Origin of the sequence: Shewanella decolorationis S12 (assembly GCF_000485795.1) — a bacterium.
GTDB lineage: Bacteria > Pseudomonadota > Gammaproteobacteria > Enterobacterales > Shewanellaceae > Shewanella > Shewanella decolorationis.
The window spans coordinates 1-18435 of the sequence record NZ_AXZL01000055.1; the positions used below are offsets into that span (position 1 = coordinate 1).

The 18435-nt window shown below is 46.8% G+C and carries 19 protein-coding genes; 6 read left to right on the forward strand and 13 right to left on the reverse strand.

Annotated features, from left to right (window positions below; all coding sequences use genetic code 11):
• Positions 1-210: hypothetical protein (locus SHD_RS22260; RefSeq protein ID WP_023266277.1), on the forward strand; the 210-nt coding region annotated here is incomplete at its 5' end.
• A gap of 228 nt (positions 211-438) precedes the next feature.
• Here the strand turns inward: SHD_RS22260 and gmhB are convergent.
• Positions 439-990, reverse strand: a complete 552-nt coding sequence (gene gmhB, locus SHD_RS05995) for a D-glycero-beta-D-manno-heptose 1,7-bisphosphate 7-phosphatase (protein ID WP_011625872.1) — start codon at positions 988-990, stop codon at positions 439-441.
• Positions 991-1306: 316 nt separating this feature from the next.
• On the opposite strand from gmhB, the gene SHD_RS06000 reads away from it, so the two are divergent.
• Both SHD_RS06000 and SHD_RS06005 read left to right on the forward strand, forming a co-directional pair.
• Positions 1307-1978: a GntR family transcriptional regulator gene (locus SHD_RS06000; protein ID WP_023266278.1), complete on the forward strand. Its 672-nt coding sequence runs from the start codon at positions 1307-1309 to the stop codon at positions 1976-1978.
• Positions 1979-2070: 92 nt separating this feature from the next.
• A complete protein-coding gene (locus SHD_RS06005; RefSeq protein WP_039977671.1) occupies positions 2071-3135 on the forward strand; it encodes a ketoacyl-ACP synthase III in 1065 nt (354 codons plus the stop codon).
• A gap of 35 nt (positions 3136-3170) precedes the next feature.
• On the opposite strand, the gene SHD_RS06010 is transcribed toward SHD_RS06005, so the two are convergent.
• The 10 genes from SHD_RS06010 to SHD_RS06055 form a co-directional block, all read right to left on the reverse strand.
• Entirely contained in the window at positions 3171-3770 is a 600-nt protein-coding gene (locus SHD_RS06010) for a lecithin retinol acyltransferase family protein (RefSeq protein ID WP_023266281.1), read from the reverse strand.
• 218 nt (positions 3771-3988) lie between these two features.
• Positions 3989-4666, reverse strand: coding sequence for an exonuclease domain-containing protein (locus SHD_RS06015; RefSeq protein ID WP_023266282.1), 678 nt, complete (start codon positions 4664-4666; stop codon positions 3989-3991).
• A complete protein-coding gene (locus SHD_RS06020; protein ID WP_023266283.1) occupies positions 4666-6528 on the reverse strand; it encodes a DUF294 nucleotidyltransferase-like domain-containing protein in 1863 nt (620 codons plus the stop codon). Before SHD_RS06020 ends, SHD_RS06015 begins: the two co-directional genes overlap by 1 nt.
• Before the next feature lie 157 nt (positions 6529-6685).
• A complete protein-coding gene (locus tag SHD_RS06025; RefSeq protein ID WP_023266284.1) occupies positions 6686-8422 on the reverse strand; it encodes a sodium:solute symporter family protein in 1737 nt (578 codons plus the stop codon).
• Positions 8423-8433: 11 nt separating this feature from the next.
• Positions 8434-8700: a DUF4212 domain-containing protein gene (locus tag SHD_RS06030; RefSeq protein WP_011622295.1), complete on the reverse strand. Its 267-nt coding sequence runs from the start codon at positions 8698-8700 to the stop codon at positions 8434-8436.
• 438 nt (positions 8701-9138) lie between these two features.
• Positions 9139-9762, reverse strand: a complete 624-nt coding sequence (locus SHD_RS06035; protein ID WP_039977673.1) for a thiol:disulfide interchange protein DsbA/DsbL — start codon at positions 9760-9762, stop codon at positions 9139-9141.
• Between the two features lie 130 nt (positions 9763-9892).
• Positions 9893-10744, reverse strand: a complete 852-nt coding sequence (locus tag SHD_RS06040; protein ID WP_023266286.1) for a Rossmann-fold NAD(P)-binding domain-containing protein — start codon at positions 10742-10744, stop codon at positions 9893-9895.
• 55 nt (positions 10745-10799) lie between these two features.
• The gene (locus SHD_RS06045; protein WP_023266287.1) at positions 10800-12005 is read right to left on the reverse strand and encodes an HD-GYP domain-containing protein; all 1206 of its coding nucleotides are present in this window, start codon (positions 12003-12005) and stop codon (positions 10800-10802) included.
• A 316-nt stretch (positions 12006-12321) separates the two neighbouring features.
• Positions 12322-12810, reverse strand: a complete 489-nt coding sequence (locus SHD_RS06050; RefSeq protein ID WP_023266288.1) for a DUF2919 domain-containing protein — start codon at positions 12808-12810, stop codon at positions 12322-12324.
• Positions 12811-13055: 245 nt separating this feature from the next.
• Positions 13056-13676 (reverse strand): LysE/ArgO family amino acid transporter, encoded by a 621-nt coding sequence (locus tag SHD_RS06055; RefSeq protein ID WP_023266289.1) that lies wholly within the window; start codon positions 13674-13676, stop codon positions 13056-13058.
• A 112-nt stretch (positions 13677-13788) separates the two neighbouring features.
• Between SHD_RS06055 and SHD_RS06060 the strand changes: the two genes are divergently transcribed.
• Positions 13789-14706: a LysR family transcriptional regulator ArgP gene (locus SHD_RS06060; RefSeq protein ID WP_023266290.1), complete on the forward strand. Its 918-nt coding sequence runs from the start codon at positions 13789-13791 to the stop codon at positions 14704-14706.
• 131 nt (positions 14707-14837) lie between these two features.
• On the opposite strand, the gene SHD_RS06065 is transcribed toward SHD_RS06060, so the two are convergent.
• Both SHD_RS06065 and SHD_RS06070 read right to left on the reverse strand, forming a co-directional pair.
• Positions 14838-15938 carry an AI-2E family transporter gene (locus SHD_RS06065; protein WP_023266291.1) on the reverse strand — a complete coding sequence of 367 codons (1101 nt, stop codon included), beginning with the start codon at positions 15936-15938 and terminating at the stop codon, positions 14838-14840.
• 207 nt (positions 15939-16145) lie between these two features.
• Positions 16146-16379 (reverse strand): sulfurtransferase TusA family protein, encoded by a 234-nt coding sequence (locus SHD_RS06070; protein WP_023266292.1) that lies wholly within the window; start codon positions 16377-16379, stop codon positions 16146-16148.
• 112 nt (positions 16380-16491) lie between these two features.
• On the opposite strand from SHD_RS06070, the gene bepA reads away from it, so the two are divergent.
• Positions 16492-17961 (forward strand): beta-barrel assembly-enhancing protease, encoded by a 1470-nt coding sequence (gene bepA, locus SHD_RS06075; protein ID WP_039977676.1) that lies wholly within the window; start codon positions 16492-16494, stop codon positions 17959-17961.
• Positions 17962-18072: 111 nt separating this feature from the next.
• Positions 18073-18423, forward strand: coding sequence for an arsenate reductase (glutaredoxin) (gene arsC / locus SHD_RS06080; protein ID WP_023266294.1), 351 nt, complete (start codon positions 18073-18075; stop codon positions 18421-18423).
• Positions 18424-18435: the final 12 nt, after the last annotated feature.

Genomic DNA, 18435 nt, shown 5'->3' on the forward strand with positions numbered 1-18435 from the left:
TTTGATTACTCGCCAAACGGCAGAGTAATTTCGATTAACTCAACACCTGTGAGTGTCCACACAGATTTGCTTGATAAATTGTTAAAGAGCGTGGTTATTTACCTTAAGCATTTAGCGCTTTTGGCTTTCACCGTTGACCCCGCTGGGCCAGTGGATGCGCATTATAGGGATGTCAGATTTTACCGCAACCCCTTTAGGCAAAATAATTAGAAAAAGCGATGTGAATGCGCATTTTTTAAACCAAACCTAGGTTTTAGCGCCTATTTCGCTGTAATTTCCATCACTTTGGCTATCTTTATCGCCTGATAACGCCGTTAGCATCGGTCACTAAGCAAAACGATAAAGCCAATACCGCACTTTTTTGTTGTTAAGCTCGCCCTTCAAGTTCAATCTCACGGCTCAAATAGATTGATGCACGCTTTAAGTTGCAAGAATAGGCTACTTCTTTAAAAAACCCGGTACATCGGCAATGCTATCGAGCACCACAGACGCCTCGCTATCATCAGCAATGGCTTTACCAGTACGGACGAGGATACGTGTCGGCACCCCTGCCGCTTTAGCCGCGAGCATATCGTCTGCTTTATCGCCCACCATCACCGACTGCGACAAGTCAATTTTTAGGAATTTTGCCGCGTCGAGTAACATTCCTGGTTTGGGCTTGCGGCAATCGCAATCGACTTTATATTCGCCGAGACCTTTTTCATTATGGTGCGGGCAATAATAGATACCATCGAGGTCGACACCTTTATCGGCAAAGTTCCAATCCATCCATTCGGTGAGACTGTGGAATTGATCTTCGGTATACATGCCACGGGCAATCCCCGACTGATTGGTGACCACCACCAATTTGTATCCCATTTGCTTTAATGCAAGGCAAGCTTCAAACACACCTTCTATATATTCAAAGTCATCCACCTGATGCACATAACCATGATCTTTGTTGATCACACCATCACGGTCTAAAAATACGGCTCGATTGACTGTACCCACAGTACTACTCCACTCACTAAAAACGGTGCTTAATGCGTAATTTCCCTATTATTCCATCCATTGCAAGAAATTGCACCGCGAAGTTGTCAGCGACATGACGTAGTTTGAACAAGTTCCGGCTTATCTCGCCCCAAGCGGGCTTCAAACAGTATTTAATCGTACTTATCCCGATGCATTTCGCCGATAAAATCGGCCGATAATGCTTTTTTAGGCTTAAGGGGGGCGGTATTCAATCAAGCTTTTCCCTTTATTTGTGCTGTTTTTAACGGTAATCTTGCACGGATAACAATAAAACACCTAAAAATAGACGGTCATAATGAGTCGAACTACGCCTATAGTCCATAAAACCCGCACCCAATTAGTAGTCGAAGTGCTCAGAGAGAAAATTCTTTCGGGTGAGATAGCCGCAGGGGAACCACTCAGACAAAGCGCCTTAGCCGAAGCCTTACATGTAAGCCGCATTCCCGTGAGAGAAGCCTTACTGCAATTGGAGGCGGAGGGATTGGTGAAGTTCGAACCCCATAAAGGGGCGACCGCTACCGAATTATCCGTTGAACAAGTGACTGAGCTGTTTGAATTACGTGCCATGATCGAGACCGATCTGCTCGCTAAAGCCATACCACGACTTCAAGAAGACGATTTAATAAAAGCAGAACGCGTATTGGAACAATTGGAATCGGCCTTTAAACATGAAGATGCCGTCGCCAGTTGGAGCGAGCTAAATACACAGTTTCATACCTGTTTATATCAAGCCGCCAATCGTCCACATACGCTAGAGGTTGTCCACGGCCTCAATACTAACTGCGATAGATATATCCGTTTGCAATTGCTGCTCGCAGGAGGCATTCCCGCAGCAGAGCACGAGCACCGCGAACTGCTCAACTATTGCAAACAAAGAGAAACAGAGAAAGCCACGGCGTTGCTGCGACATCATATTTTGCATGCCGCAATGACAATTCGGGATCTCGTCGCCAAACAGGTGGTCTAGATCACGGACTGTCATTCGTTATACCGATAAGCTTTGTTGTCGATTTGAGGCAGCACTTCAGGTTCTGCCTTTTTTATTTGAGAGAAAACACCATGCAGTACGCCACTATCACTGGCTGGGGAAAATGTGTACCTCCCGCCACTTTGACCAACGATGATCTTGCCACTTTTATCAAAACTTCCGATGAATGGATTAAAAGCCGTACCGGGATCAGCCAGCGTCATATCAGCCATGTGAATACCTCTGAGTTAGCATCGGTTGCCGCTAAACGCGCCCTTGCTGCGGCGGGCATTGATGGCAGCGAAATTGATATGATCATTTTAGCCAGCGCCAGCCCAGATACCTTGATCCCGAATATTGCCTCCACAGTCCAGGCGAATATTGGTGCAAGTTGCGCAGCTTTCGATATCAACGCAGCCTGCAGTGGCTTTTTGTATGGCTTAGGCTTAGCCAGCTCACAGATCAAGAGTGGTCAGTGCAAAAAAGTACTAGTCGTCGGTGCCGAACGTTTATCTTTCTACCTCGATTGGTCACGCCGTGAAACCGCAGTACTATTTGGTGATGGCGCTGGTGCGGTTGTCGTGGAAGCGACGGATGTTCCGGGCGGTGTTTTAGGTTATGAGCTGAATAACGACCCTGACGGTCGCGATATCCTAAAAGCCGGTTTTGGTACTGCGATGGATAGATTCTCTGCAGAATCCTTAGACTTTTATATTCAATTCGATGGCCAAGAAATCTTTAAACGTGCCATTAACGGTATGAATAAGTTAAGCACTCAAGTGTTGGAAAAATGTGGCGTCGATAAAGATGAGGTCGACTTAGTGATCCCACACCAAGCAAACGAGCGCATTATCGATACCCTCGTTAGCCGCATGAAGATCCCTAAAGAAAAAGCCTTCGTGAACATTGCTAACTATGGCAACACCTCAGCGGCCACAATCCCCATCGCCATCTGCGATGCATTGGAAAAAGGTTTAATTAAGCCAAATCAAACTATTTTGTCCTGCGCCTTCGGTGCGGGGTTAACCTCAGCAGCGCTGCTATTGCAATGGGGCGAACGCGTAACACCGGTACAAGTGAGTGATGCTCAGTTGCCACCTTGCGAGTTGAGTGGCATTGAGCTGGTTAAACGTGCAGTGGATTATTTCTGTAAGTAAGTTTATGCATATGAAGGCCATCCTCGGATGGCCTTTTATCTATCTGTAAGCTCTGGCGTGAGACGCATTTCATCCCAGTAAATCCCTTGCTTAAAATAGCCTGCTAGTTTTTGATTTAATTCGTTAAAGCTTTTTATGGCAACCTCTTCACCACACAAGCATGACCAGACGAATCGATGGCAGTTGTTGTCGAACAAATCATATTCACGGTACTGATAAATGGCCCGCTCGGCGCGGCTCACCATATCACTGGCAATCAGCGGTTGATGTTGATGATTACAGGCAATATAGATTTGGCTGCCAGTACGTCCCGCTAAAAAGCGTTTTACCGATACCGCCCTTATCAGCCCTGAGCCATGTAGCTCGACGAGGCAATCATCCGCCAACCAAATACCCGTATGTTCAATGACCCCAAACACATAGCAGCAGACAATGCTGCCAGGCTGCGGCGAAACTTGTTTAAAGCCCTTTTGCCACTGACTCGGTGCTACCACCATAGCTTGGCTGCCCGTCGTTTGCCGTGGCACCTTACCTAATAAGCGGTCACGCTCAAGCTGCTGGCGCTTTTCACGCTCATCGGCGAGCAATAAAGCGCCCATAGCCGCGCTGCCTAGCCAAAGTAACGGTAATGGCATGCTCTTCTCCTATTTAGCGGTTTAAACCGCGCCAATAACAATTTGGGGTAACCTATTTGCGCACTAACGAAGCTCCAGTTGTCGCTTGCAGATAAACGCGATGGGATACACGACGGTTAATCGCTTAGTTAAACTCAGTTTAGTCCCAAAGTCCTTAATCTAAAATGAAATATGCCTTCTTCGAAAATACCCCAGAGGCATTTAAAACTTCTTAGCTATTAGCTAAGTAAATCTGCGACAGAAATATCTGCACCTCCCCCCATGGCCGCCACTTGAGCTAACAATAATTCTGCACAGGCTAATGCATCGGTTAATGCACTGTGGGCGCCATAAATCGGTAAACCATAACGCTCACGACACGCGCCTAACCTCAAGCTACCCTCTTTAAGCACCGAATGCTCGCGTAACAACCGATTTTTCTCTAGCACCAGGGTATCAATCGCTGGTAAAACAATAGCTTGTCGATAAATGGACAAAATATCTTGCTGTAAAAAACGACAATCGAGGGGCGAGTGATGCGCCACTAAAACATGACCACGGGTTTGCGCCACAAACCATGCCATCGCCTCCTCAATGGTGACCGCCTCCGCTAAATGATTATCGAGGATCCCATGAATCGTCGCGCTCTGACCAACACTGCCCCGTATTTGCACCAATTTTTGTTGGGCGCCATCAAGGGGAATAACACCATTCACAATAGGCACTAAACCAATACTTAGGATTTGGTCCTTTAAAGGATCCAGTCCTGTCATCTCCAAATCCATCGCCATCAAAGGTGCTTGAGTGACCGGCAGCCTCATAAGCGGGATTAAAGACTGATAATAATCCTTAAATAACGAGTGGTTACACTTTAATGTCCGCCACTTTAATGTAGCGTTAATTAACCAAGCCCCCATTAAAAGCTCCGCATAAATTTCATCTTCATCCCCGATTGGGCATCATGGACAACTTTAAATGCATCACGTAGTTGATGACGAACGAGAGAGGATAAATGGCCGGGTAACAAATAATTACTGATCTTCAGCCCCTGCGTATGTTGGTATCCTTGGTTAGACAAACGCATATGGGCTATAAACTCATGGGCATCGGCCAAATTAAGCGCATCCTTACGATTAAGAATATTGGCGTCCATCAGCGCCCGAATCCGTTTGGCAGTATTTACTTCTTTAATTCCCGCCGACAGCGCGTATACGCGGGCGATATCATTGATTAAAGCGTTACCTTTATGCTTTAAATCAATGCCTTTTACCTCACTGCCATCACGCTCTAATACAAATTTTCGAAAGAAGCCTAAAGGCGGCGACTCTATTAAGGAATTACCCGTCATCCCCGCGAGGAAAATATCATTGTCTTTGGTTTGTGCTAGCACTTTATCCTGCAGGGCATCAAACAGGGATTGTGGGCCAAACACGGAGCGCATGTCGAAGAAAATACTCGCATGCATCAATGCCTTAGGTTCTGGCGTGACCACCCACTTTTCAAAGACCTGTTGCCATGCTTTGAGCGACATTCGCCACTGCGGGTTTTGCGCCATGATATTACCGGGACAAAAAGCATAACCACATTGATCCAGCCCCGCACAAACCGCATGGGTCAAGGCATCGAAGTAGCCTTTGGCGTAGTCGTCCATTTCTTCTGCCACCAGTAAGCCGTTATCTTGGTCCGAACAAGCCGCTTGGTCTTGTCGCCCTTGCGAGCCAAAGGCTAACCAGCAAAACGCCATCGGCGCCTCTCCGAGAATTTGCTGATTGAGCACGATCAAACGCCGAGTTAATGCATCAGTCACCGAGGTTAACACTCGACCAATCTCCTCGGCCCTGGCATCGGCACTGATTAAGTTTTGTAATAACAAGGGAATTTGTTTACTGACACTGATAAGGCTGGCGAGATCCCGTTGGCGCTCAATTTCACCAATCAGCAACAAGGGCTGCGAACCTTGACCGCGCAAAATGTCAGTACTGGTTACCATGCCAATGGCTTTTACTTCCTCGGTATTTTGCTCATCAATGATCGGCAAGTGATGAATATTATGCTCACTCATCAATAACATCGCCTCGAAGATTAACGCATTGGATGAAATCGAAATCGGCGATGTGGTCATGGCTTGGTGTACGGCGATTCGACCATCCAGCCCCGCGGCGAGCACCCGATTACGTAGATCCTTATCGGTTAAAATCCCCACTAGCTTACGATTATCTGTGACTAATAAAGATGAAACCCGGGAGTTACGCATCAAGAGCGCGGCTTGCGTGACGCTAGCATGAGCATCAATCATAATTGGCGAAGAGGACATTAAGGTACTGATACGACTGGTGGTCGTCAGATCCTTTGCCTTAAACCGCGCCTCGTGACGTAACCGCTTGGCAAAAGCACGGGTAAAAAATTTATCGAAATGCCTACTCTCACTTCGCAGTTGATCAAACAATGCCTGCGGTAGGTGATACACTAGACTGTCTTCGAGAATCGCGACCCGATTAACCACCTTCTCCCCAGATAACAGCGTCGAAAAACCAAAAAACTCCCCTTCTGCCACCCTGTCAACTAGCACCCCCTCGGGATCGCGCACCTCAAAAGCGCCGCTACGGACTAGATACAACTTCGGCGCATCGGCATCAAATTTAACGAATCCCGAGGCTTTACTGTAATATCCAACCGTTACAGATTTCGCACAGCGGACTATGGTCTCGTCGGGCAAAGTATCAAAGGGCGCGGTAGAAGATAAAAACTGCACAACTGGCTGTAGTTCGCTGGCGTTCATAGCAACACCTTATTTTAGGTGAATTTTATCCCACTATAACGCGCCCAATTGTTGGGCCATATACGACTAAAGTCAGCCATCTTTGCGCACTGACACCAAAAACGCAAAAGGACGCATGGGCGTCCTTTTGTGTTAATTTAGCTTAATCTCGCATAGATTAATGGCTGCTCGCTTCTCCCGCCCCTTTAGGGAAACGGATAGATTCAACCATTTCTTGTACATGTGCAGGTGCCGCTGCAGTGACTTTACAGACGATAGCCGCTACCGCGAAGTTCACCACCATACCGACCATACCGATACCTTCTGGCGAAATACCGAGGAACCAGTTAGCCGCTAAGTTAGCCGTTGGGTCAACAAACTTGAAGTAGATGATGTAACTCGCAGTGAACAGTAGACCGATAACCATACCTGCGATTGCACCCTCTTTGTTCATCGTCTTAGAGAAGATACCCATGATGATGGCTGGGAACAGAGAGGATGCCGCCAGACCGAAGGCGAATGCCACTACCGCTGCCACGAATCCTGGTGGGTTAACCCCGAAGTAGCCCGCAATCACGATACCGATACCGGCTGCCAGTCGAGCGTACATCAGCTCTTTCTTATCAGAGATATTGGGCATCAGGTTCTTCTTCAGTAAGTCGTGTGACACTGAGGTCGAAATAACCAATAACAGACCCGCAGAGGTAGATAACGCCGCAGCTAAACCACCCGCAGCTACCAGTGCGATAACCCAAGCTGGCAGATTCGCGATTTCTGGCGTTGCTAATACGATGATATCGTTGTCGATCTTCATTTCGTTAGGGCTAGCAGCATCTTCCATTTTGCCTTTGGCATAGTAGATTTTGCCGTCGCCGTTTTTGTCATCCCATTTGATCAGACCGGTTTTTTCCCAGTTTTTGATCCAATCTGGCGCAGTTTCATAGGCAACACCCTTTTGATCTGGGCCGTTAATGGTTTCGATCATATTGACGCGAGAGAATGCCGCCAATGCAGGAACAGTGGTGTACATGATGGCAATAAACACCAACGCCCAACCAGCTGACACACGTGCATCTTTCACTTTCGGTACAGTGAAGAAACGCACGATAACGTGAGGTAAGCCCGCAGTACCCACCATCAAAGCACCAGTAATACAGAACACGTCAATCATGCTCTTAGAGCCATCGGTATAAGGAGCAAAGCCTAAATCGACAGACAGATTATTCAGTTTCTCTAACAGATAGACGCCAGAATTATTCCCCGCAGCATCAAGTAACTGAGCACCGAAACCGATTTGAGGAATGATATGACCCGTCATCATCACAGAGAGGAAGATAGCAGGCACCATAAAGGCGAAGATCAGCACGCAGTATTGGGCAACCTGAGTATAGGTAATCCCCTTCATACCACCGAGCACCGCGTAGAAGAACACCACGGCCATACCAATATACACGCCAGTATCAACATCCACTTCGAGGAAGCGCGAAAATACCACGCCCACACCGCGCATTTGGCCGGCGATGTAAGTAAAGCAGATGAAGATAGCGCAAATAACCGCGACCGTACGCGCCGCTTGGGAGTAGTAACGCTCCCCCACGAAATCAGGCACAGTGAACTTACCAAATTTACGTAAGTACGGCGCCATACACAGGGCTAATAATACATAACCGCCCGTCCAGCCCATCAGGTACACACTGCCGTCGTAACCGACGAAAGAAACAATACCCGCTAACGAAATAAAGGATGCCGCTGACATCCAGTCGGCAGCCGTTGCCATACCGTTTACTACAGGGTGAACACCGCCACCCGCAACATAGAACTCTTTAGTCGAACCCGCGCGGGACCAAATCGCGATCCCAATGTAGAGCGCGAACGACAGCCCCACAATCAGATAAGTTAATCCTTGTACACCCATTTCCGTTCTCCTTAGTCTTCTTGTACGTTATATTTTTTATCTAAGGCGTTGGCTTTTGCCGCGTAGACAAAAATAAGCGCAACAAAGACATACATAGATCCCTGTTGGGCAAACCAGAAACCTAACTTGAAGCCCATGAAATGGATTTCATTGAGTACATCAACCAATAGAATGCCACATCCAAATGAGACTGCGGCCCAAATAGCCAATAGGCCTAAAACGAGACGTAAATTCTCATTCCAGTAACCTTTTGCTTTATCGTTGTTTTCAAATGCCATAGCGACTCCCCTGTGCTGTTTTATTTTTAAGTCCTGTTAAATCTAGCAACAGCTGGAGTGACCACAATCAAGACCTTAGTCTAATTTGCGAAGCACCTCACATCAGAAAAAATCGAATAGTATTTAAAATCATAAAGTTAACAATGATTTTACATTTTGATGCAAAAGTTATTTTTTAAGCGGCTTAGACCAATGTCGAAGATCCTAAGGCTAGAAACCGACAAAATGACGTGCTAGATGACAGTAAGATACGACGATAGGTAACACTAACTGGCTGTGATATAAACAAAATATCGTACTACATTGGAGTTAATTGGTTGTCATAACCCCAATTGCTACAGCTCAGATATAACAGCAAAATGGCAAAAAATAACCCAGCATCGCTGGGTTATTGGAAAACAGTAAATTTACGCTGTGATAAACACAGCTATCAGCCTTTTACTTGGCGGCTAAGAACTTGACTAGCTCGGCTAATTCTTCAGGAGTATGCACCTTAGAGGTCACTAAATAGCGGCCATTGACTAATAAGGATGGCACGCCCTTAATACCCGATAATTCCGCCTGCGAGTCGTAATTCATCATAGTGAACTTCGCATCGACAGAGTTCATCGCTGCATCGACATCATCGGCCTTCGCGCCTTGTGCCACAAAGAAAGCTTTTACCTGTTCAGGACGAGTAAATTGTTCACCCTTTTCATGGATTTGTTTAAAAATTGCTTCGTGCACTTGCTGGGTCATTTTCAGCTTTTGCGCAACAAAATAGGCTAATTGACTTAACTCCCATGCAGGACGTCCCGCACCCACCGGCGTGCGCTCGAAAGCCACATCCTTGCCTAAGAGTTTTACCGTGGAAGCGACAAAGGGTTCCTGCTTGTAGCAATGCGGGCAATTATAGGAGAAGAACTCACGCAGCACAGGCTTTTGTGCTTCGTTGATGCCAGCGACAGTGACATAATCCTTCCCTTCTTCAAAATTCGCCGCCTGCAGCGCAAAACTCGCACTTAACACCAATCCACAGGCCAACGCCGCCAAAGATCGAACAAAATTAGTTAGGCTTTTCATATTTTCTCTTCTTATTAGTAACTGCATCATTGAATCGTAAGTCGTTTGCGACACGCACAGGCCATTAAGATACCTCAAAATATGGCTAAGGTTCTTAAACATTTGTTAACAATAGGTGCTAAATCACCCACTAACAGGCCGCAAGCATTTCAAGGGGCGACGCAAACTGATACTCAAACCCAAGCTCGCGGACTATCGCATCTCCTAGAATGACTTTGCTGGGTTGTAGCTGCCCATTAAATTGCGGCGCCGCTAATCCCAAGGACTCGGCAGCCGCCACATAAAATTCGCTTCTCGAAGGATGCTCTGGCGCGCAAAGATTATAGACAGCAGCGACCTTATCTCCTTTCGCCTTTGCAGCAATAATCAAGCTCACCGCCGCGACACAGTCCTGCAAATGCACCAGATTGACCGCGACATTGCCGCCCGCCACATCGGTTTTACCGGCAAAGAAGCGCCCAGGATGGCGTTTGGGTCCAACCAAGCCAGCAAAACGTACGATGCAACTATTCGGTTGGCGAGCAAATAAGGCTTCGGCATCCAATAACACCTGTGATGAAGCCGATTCAGCCTGTGCGTCCGCTTCTGTCATCGACTTATCTAGGGAGGGATAAACGCCTGTGGTACTGATAAACACTATACCTTGATAATGCCAGCCTTGGGTTAGCGCAATTAACTGCTGTAATTCTTGAATATAAGCGGTATTGCCATGTTTTAACCGCGGAGGAATATTGACGACAAGAAAATCTGTCTGGAACAACCCTTGTAGTGATTGTGGATCCGCTAATACCTCGGCTTCTGCCCCGAGTTGTAATTGAAATCCCTGGATACCGACTTCAGTGAGAGGCCCTAACTCCTCCATGTGGCGTTTAGCGCCAGTGACTCGGTAACCCGCTTGTACTAAATGCTTGGCAAGAGCAACCCCAAACCATCCACACCCAACAACTGCCACACTTTTTTGTTGTAACACTGTTTGTTCCATCCACTCTGGCCTAGTTATTATCGGCCAATAGCATACGGAACTCTGACACAGGGATTCAAGTCTGTAACGAGCTAAAATAAAAGCTTATGCCCTTATCCACTTGTAAAGTACGAGTCGCCCCTTCGCTTAAATCCTCAACGCGCAATGACTTTTGTACCGTAACGCCCTCATCACTTAAAAAACGCAATGAGGCTTCACTACCATCTTCCTTACACGCCCACACTTGGGGTTGACTGACCTCTTTAGTCGTCATTATAACCTTTGCAACGCTCTGATCGGATAGCCTGACTAAGGTCCCGGGAGGATAAATACCTAAAATCTTAACTAAGACCGAAATTAACGATTCCGAATGCTTACTAGCCCTATTTTTAAATAAGTAGCCAAGGGCGACTTGGGGAGAAGAAGCTTGCTGACCACTCAGTTGCTGATCGTAATCATTTGCTAGGCTGACAATTTGAGTCACGATGGGGATTTTATGACCGGTAAGCCCATCAGGAAACCCCGAACCATCCACAAACTCATGGTGATGTAACACAATATTTAGCACTTCTTTGGGGAACAGGCCCGAGCGATTAAGCATGTCGTAGCCAAAGTTCGGGTGCATTTGCAGGTAATTAGCCTCATGGGGAGTTAAAGCACTGCGTTTGCGACGGATCACGTCAGGCACTTTAAGTTTGCCAATATCATGGAACAAACTGCCTAAGGCGATATCACGCAAATCCCGCACGGGTAAATCGAGTGCATGACCAATCATCATGGCTAATACCGCCACAGATACCCCATGCTGGGTTACACTGACATCCTTTTCATCCATACCCACTAAGGTTAAAAAAGGCTTTTCTACTTCTTGTAAATGGCTGAGCAAATCTTCAACTAAAGCAGCCGATAATCGATAAGCCCCTTCGGGATCACTAACGACCTTACCAAAGATATTACGACACTGATTAACACTCTCTAAAAATCGCTTTTGACTTAATCGCATCGATTTACGCGTATCCGCTTTCAGATCTCGCTCTGGTGGCGCTGCTCCAATATCTTCAATTTCTTCCTCTTCTTCAGTAATATCAATCTCATCATTACTGCCAGAAATGAGGTAAACATAGGGAACACCTAGCCCCCGGATCATCTCAATTTGAGCCGCACTATTGATATCAACTCGGTTAAATAAGAATGGGTGATTTGTCCACGACAAGGGGAGCTTAACCCGCATACCTGGTTGAAGCTGAGAAAGTAATAGTCTTCTATGATCTGCTTTTGCCACGCAATATGACTCCTTTCATGCACGCCCAAGGTTAACGACGACTCGCCTTTTGCCATACATTTAAGCTAAGTACATATAACTATAGATGATTCAACAAAATCAGTAAGCAGTCAGTGAAAAAATGCTTATCAAACTGAGGGATAGTACACACAAATTTGTACAAAATGGTAAAAAAGCAAATAAATCGCAATAATTACAGCTAGATGAAACGATAGCGCATAAGCGTCTTGAATTGGTGTTTGGCGATAGAAACTCGATCCGCATCATAAATAGCCCTACGTCATGCTTCTAGTGCCCTATTAAGCATCAATACCAATTAGTCCTTGGTGACCGAGGGTTCCATCTCTTTTGGCCAATCAGCCAAGTAATAGCAGAGCCGTTTTGACTTGTAGACGTACAAACATGACCAAAACAAGACTAAGGCGTCGAGTGCTAAACTCCAGTGAAATAAAAACTGCCCATGAATTAACCTTTGTGCCAGCAAGGTTGCATCCAATAACAACAATAGCCATAGGCCCCATTTTAGGTGGACAAATATAGGCCTCAACCACATGGGAGAACGGCGCCTTTCTGCGAGCACCACAAAATAGAGTATGACAGCGCCAAGTCCGGCAGCGAGTGCGAGTAAAAAATCTGACTTTTCAGGATAAAAGATTCTCACCAGTTCAGATCTATCACTCGCTTGAGTCAGAGAAGCAATAAAAATACACCAGCCTCGGGCGAGAAAAGCCAGAATAGCATATAAAAAAACAGGAGGTTTTATATGGCCTTTATCATCAAGCCAAGTGATGTGACTGAAATTCAAAGATAATCCATTTAGTAAACACTAAAGCAATAACTGTTAAATGGTGTCTATTGGCATAATTTCAATGGGAGGGGAAATAAATCAAGCCCACTCAAGTGTAAGCTCAACATTGCCATTGAGCAGGCTTACCCCACACTCGACGCCGACAAGTAAATTTAACTATTTGAACTTAATATCAATAAGGTCGAAGGGTTAGCACCTTCGACCTGAACATGGCAATCAGCCATAAGGCTTCAAAAAATACATTAATTTACCGTCATATATGGCCAAATAATTGCCGCAGCGATGCTCCACATGGTCAACCAAATAAAGCGATCTAAGTATCGCCACGCCGCTGGGCGACTAAATATCGGCGCCAATAAACGCGCACCAAAACTTAAGCTGAAGAACCAAATAAACGAAGCCAGTACCGCGCCCGCACCAAACCAAGGACGATGGGCATCTTCGAACTGGGTACTAATGCTACCCAGCAGCACGACTGTATCTAAATAAAGGTGTGGATTAAGCAGGCTGATCCCAAGCGTGGTCAGCATGGCCTTACGCAAAGTGTCGGCATTTTGCGCATTGTCCATCTCCATCCCCTTGGCGACAAACGAGGCCTTAAGTGCATTAGCTCCGTACCAAATCAAAAAGGCGGCACCACCAAAACTGGCCACATGTTTGATAGTCGGGAAGGCTTCGATAATGTGCCCAAGCCCCGCCACACCCGCAGTGATCATTAAGGCATCGATGATTGAACAAAGCAGCGCAATCGGCAAAGGATAAGCTCGCTTAATCCCCTGCTTTAGCACAAAGGCATTTTGCGCCCCTACGGCAATAATCAAACTACCACCAATGCCCATACCTTGTATAAACGCCGTTTGCATACCTACCTCTCATGTCTGAAGAAGGCGCTAGCATAGACAAAACAACAAAATTAATATAACTAATGTTTTTTATGTATCATAAGTAAAATTAATAATTTTAAGGACGGCAATCATGTTGGAATACGCCAATCTTAAAGCGCTTGCGGTCGTCGTCTCCGAAGGTGGCTTCGAGCGCGCCGCCAAGGTGTTGCATATCACCCAATCAGCGGTGTCACAGCGCGTCAGGCAATTAGAAGAGCGAGTCGGCCAATCCTTACTTATCCGCTCAACGCCAGTGGTGGCAACTCCCACGGGTAAACGTTTATTGCGCCACTATTCACAGGTGCAACTACTCGAGAGTGAATTGAGAGCCGAGTTAGATGCCGATGACCCTAACCATCCCACGACAGTGCGAATTGCCGTCAATGCCGACAGTTTAGCGACATGGTTTTTGCCCGCCTTGGCCGATATGTTCAGCCGCCATGCTTGGCTGCTGGAATTGATTGTCGATGATGAATCCTACACTCATCACCTATTGAAAAATGGTGAGGCCGTCGGTTGCGTGACCACAACAGCCAACCCGATGGCTGGTTGTAGCAGCGAGTTTTTAGGAACCATGGAATATATGTGCGTCGCCACCCCAGCATTTGCGGCGCGTTATTTCGAATGGGCAAAAAATAACGATGATGTCGGCGCTCAAATTACCCAAGCACAGCTCGCGAAAGCCCCTGCCGTAGTATTTTCAACCAAAGATAAAATGCATGAAAAGTACCTCGCCCAGTACTTTCAAATGTTGCCAGGGCAATGGTGGCAACACAGCATTCCCTCATCGGAGAGTTTTTTAGAGGCGATTAACTTAAGTCTGGGTTATGGTTTAGTGGGACACTTACAGGCAAAACCTTTGATAGACAAAGGCATATTGATTGAGCTCACCCCAGAAAAACGTATTCGGGTGCCCCTCTATTGGCAGCATTGGAATATAAAAGCCAAGCAAACGACCTTGGTCTATCGCGCCCTCGCCGCCACCGCGCAGCATCTATTACAGCAATGATGAGTGCAGCGTTCGTTAGTACAACAAACAATAGTTAGTACAAATAGTTAGCGGATAAAAAACTGAGCACTCAGGCCCAGTTTTTTATCTAATAGTTTTTATCTATTAGCTTTTTATCTACTGCCAGCGGCTTAGGCTTGTTCCGAATCCGCCTTCACCTGCGTTATCGCCACAGGTTCAATCTCGGTTTTCGGCCAAGCATTGATCACCGCTTTCACCAAGGAGGCTAATGGAATGGCAAAGAACACCCCCCAAACGCCCCATAAACCACCGAAAACTAACACAGCAGCAATAATGATCACCGGATGCAAATCCACCGCATCGGAAAACAGGATAGGTACAAGTACGTTACCATCCAAGGCCTGAATAATGCCGTAACCTAGCATTAAATAACCAAACTCAGAGCTAAAACCCCACTGGAAAAAGGCCACCAGCATAATGGGTAGAGTCACTAAGGTCGCGCCCACATAGGGAATCAACACCGACAAACCAGTCAACACCCCGAGTAAGGCCGAGTATCTCAGCCCCATAAAGGCAAAGAAGATGTAGCTCGCTACTCCGACAATCACAATCTCAATCACTTTGCCGCGGATATAGTTGAAGATCTGCTGGTGCATTTCGAACCACACCTTGCGGGCCAGCTGTCGATTAGTGGGGAAAAAACGTTTACTGCCACTGATCAGTTGGTCTTTATCCTTCAGAAAGAAGAACACTAATAAGGGCACTAAAATGGCGTACACCATCAGCACCAATAATGAAGCCGAATAACCTATCAGTTGCTTGGCAATATCGAGCACATGCTGGGTATCAAGCAGTTTTTTAAGCTCGGCGACCATTAAATTGAGCTGCTCAGAGCTGACAAACTGCGGATACTGGGTCGCTAATCCCTGCAAGGTTTGTAATCCCTTGTCGATCATACTCGGCAAATCTGTCATCAGGCTCACGCCTTGGCGCCACACGCTCGGGATAAGGCCAAAGGTCAGCAGCACCACTATCCCTAAAAACAGCACGAGTACTAAGGAAGCCCCCGTCGTGCGATTAATCCCCAATTTCAGCATTTGCGCCACGGGCCATTCGAGCAAAAAGGCCAGCACTAACGCCACGAGTAACGGCGCTAATAAGCCACCCGCAAAATACAACACTAGGGCAAGACCAACGAGAATGGCGAGCAGCGTCACCGCCTGAGGATCGCTGAAGCGCTCTTGATACCAACGAGAGAAAAAACTAAACATGAATTCGTTCCAATGAGGTGATTGGCTTTCCGCAAACGCAGGAAAGAGCTTATGCTTTGGTGGTTAACCTTATCGCATCCGTTTTACTGTGTATATGCTTGAAAATCAGTTAACTGCTACCTATGACCGACACGCAAAAGCGAAGTTTCAATCAGCTAAGCTAACTGGCCATTTTTACTGCGGCATTGAATCATGCTTTGGGCAGACTTATCCCTGCGATAAATCAACTTTTGTGATTAATAACCCTAACTGACTGGCATCATCTTGCAATGTCACAACGGTATGCCCCTGTTTTTTAAAAAACGCGGGAACATCTCGGCGGGAACCTGGGTCTGAGAGTAGGATATGTAAGCTGTCGCCAGCAGACACGGACTTCAACGCAAGTTTGACCTTAACCAATGGAATGGGGCAGCGAAATGATGTTAAATCAATAAAAATCATAATGAACTTGCTATGAACGAACTTGGGCTATTATCCTAAGTTGCAACTCAAACTACAAGCTAAGAGCTCCCTCGCCTTAGTTGAGACACTTAAAAAGAATTAAAGGATCCACTTGCGTAATTTGACGTTTTTGACCCGATGTAAACCCCTTGCGGCGAGTGTACTTTCATTAATGTTACTCGGTGGAGCCGCAAAGAGTTTTGCCAACAACGACTTGCCCGACTTGGGCACCGCCGCCGTCAATACCTTCAGCCTAGAAAAAGAAATGATCTACGGCGATGCCTATATGCGCGTTATTCGCTCATCGGCGCCGATGCTGAACGATCCGGTATTGAGCCAATATTTGACTGAGCTGGGCAATAAATTGGTCGCCCACGCCACGGGAGTCAAAACGCCCTTTTATTTCTTCTTACTGCAAAACGATGAAATCAACGCCTTTGCGTTTTTTGGCGGCCACGTTGCAGTGCACACAGGGCTATTCCTTAACGCCGATAATGAAAGTGAGCTGGCCTCAGTGCTCGGCCACGAAATTACCCACGTGACCCAACGTCACTTGGCGCGCTCCCTCGAAGCACAGCAAAAAAGTGGTCCGGCGACCGTTGCAGGCCTACTGGGGGCGATTTTATTAACCATCGCGGTTCCTCAGGCCGGGATGGCAGCACTGGCAACCACTCAAGCCATGGCTACCCAATCGAAAATCAACTATACCCGTCTGCATGAAAAAGAAGCCGACCGGATCGGCATGCAGATTTTGGTTGATGCGGGCTTTGACCCCAATGCGGCCGCTGATTTCTTTGGTAAGCTTGCCAGTCGCTACCGTTTTACCACTACGCCACCACAAATGTTGCTGACTCACCCATTACCCGAGTCACGGATCTCCGAGGCGCGGGATCGCGCCCACCAGTATCCACACCGCTATGTGCCGGATAATTTGAACTTCCAGCTCGCCAAAGCCCGTATTCAGGTGCGTTTTTCCAGTTACAGCGACGATGCGGTATTGAGCATGTTTGAAAAGCAGCTCAATAAGCAAACCTACGGCTTTAAAGAGGCCGCCCTCTACGGCAAAGCCTTAGCGCTGTTTAGATTGAAGAAATTTGATGAGTCCGAAAAGATTATCGATGAGCTGTTAAAAATCGATGATAACAACTTGTTTTATATCGATACCAAGACGGATTTACTCAACGAGCGTAAGGATTTTGCTCAGGCGACTAAGCTACTCGAAGCCCAGCGTAAGATGAAGCCTACATCGCAGGTGATTAATGCGAACTTAGCCAATATCTATATTGAGGCCGGTGAGCCCGCTAAGGCTATCCCACTGCTGGAAGACATGATTTTCCTCGATAAGCAAAATCAACTTCCCTATCAACTGCTCAATCTTGCCTATAAAAAATTGGGCAATCAGGGCATGGAGTATTTCTCCAATGCGGAGTTAATGGCGCTAGGCGCTAACTATAAGGGGGCAATTGATCAGCTGAACTTTGCCTACCGCGCCTCGGAAGGTAATCCATTACAACTGGCGCGAATAGAAGCACGTATCCGCCAATTTAAACAAGCGGATAAAGAGATGGATGCCCTGAAGTAAAATAGCCATTTTATCTCTATCCCTTATAATCGCGCCCCGAACACCCTGACGGGGCGCTGTTTTTTCTGCTATCATCCGCGCCATTGTTTTAGCCGATTGAGCATAAGTACTATGACCCAAGCAACGATTTACCACAACCCACGTTGTTCAAAGAGCCGCGAAACCTTAGCCCTACTCGAGCAGCAAGGCTGTGATATCACAGTCGTGGAATACCTTAAGAATCCTCCAAGCGCCGCTGATATCCGTGGGATTTTAGCCACTCTCAAACTCAGCGCCCGTGAGTTAATGCGCACTAAGGAAGACGAGTATCAAGCACTGGGACTCGCCAATCCGGCATTAACCGAAGAGCAACTTATCGACGCCATGATCAAAACGCCAAAATTGATTGAACGTCCAATCGTACTGGCCAATCAACAGGCAGCCATTGGTCGTCCACCGGAAAATGTACTGAACATTCTCTAATCTTCGGCCATT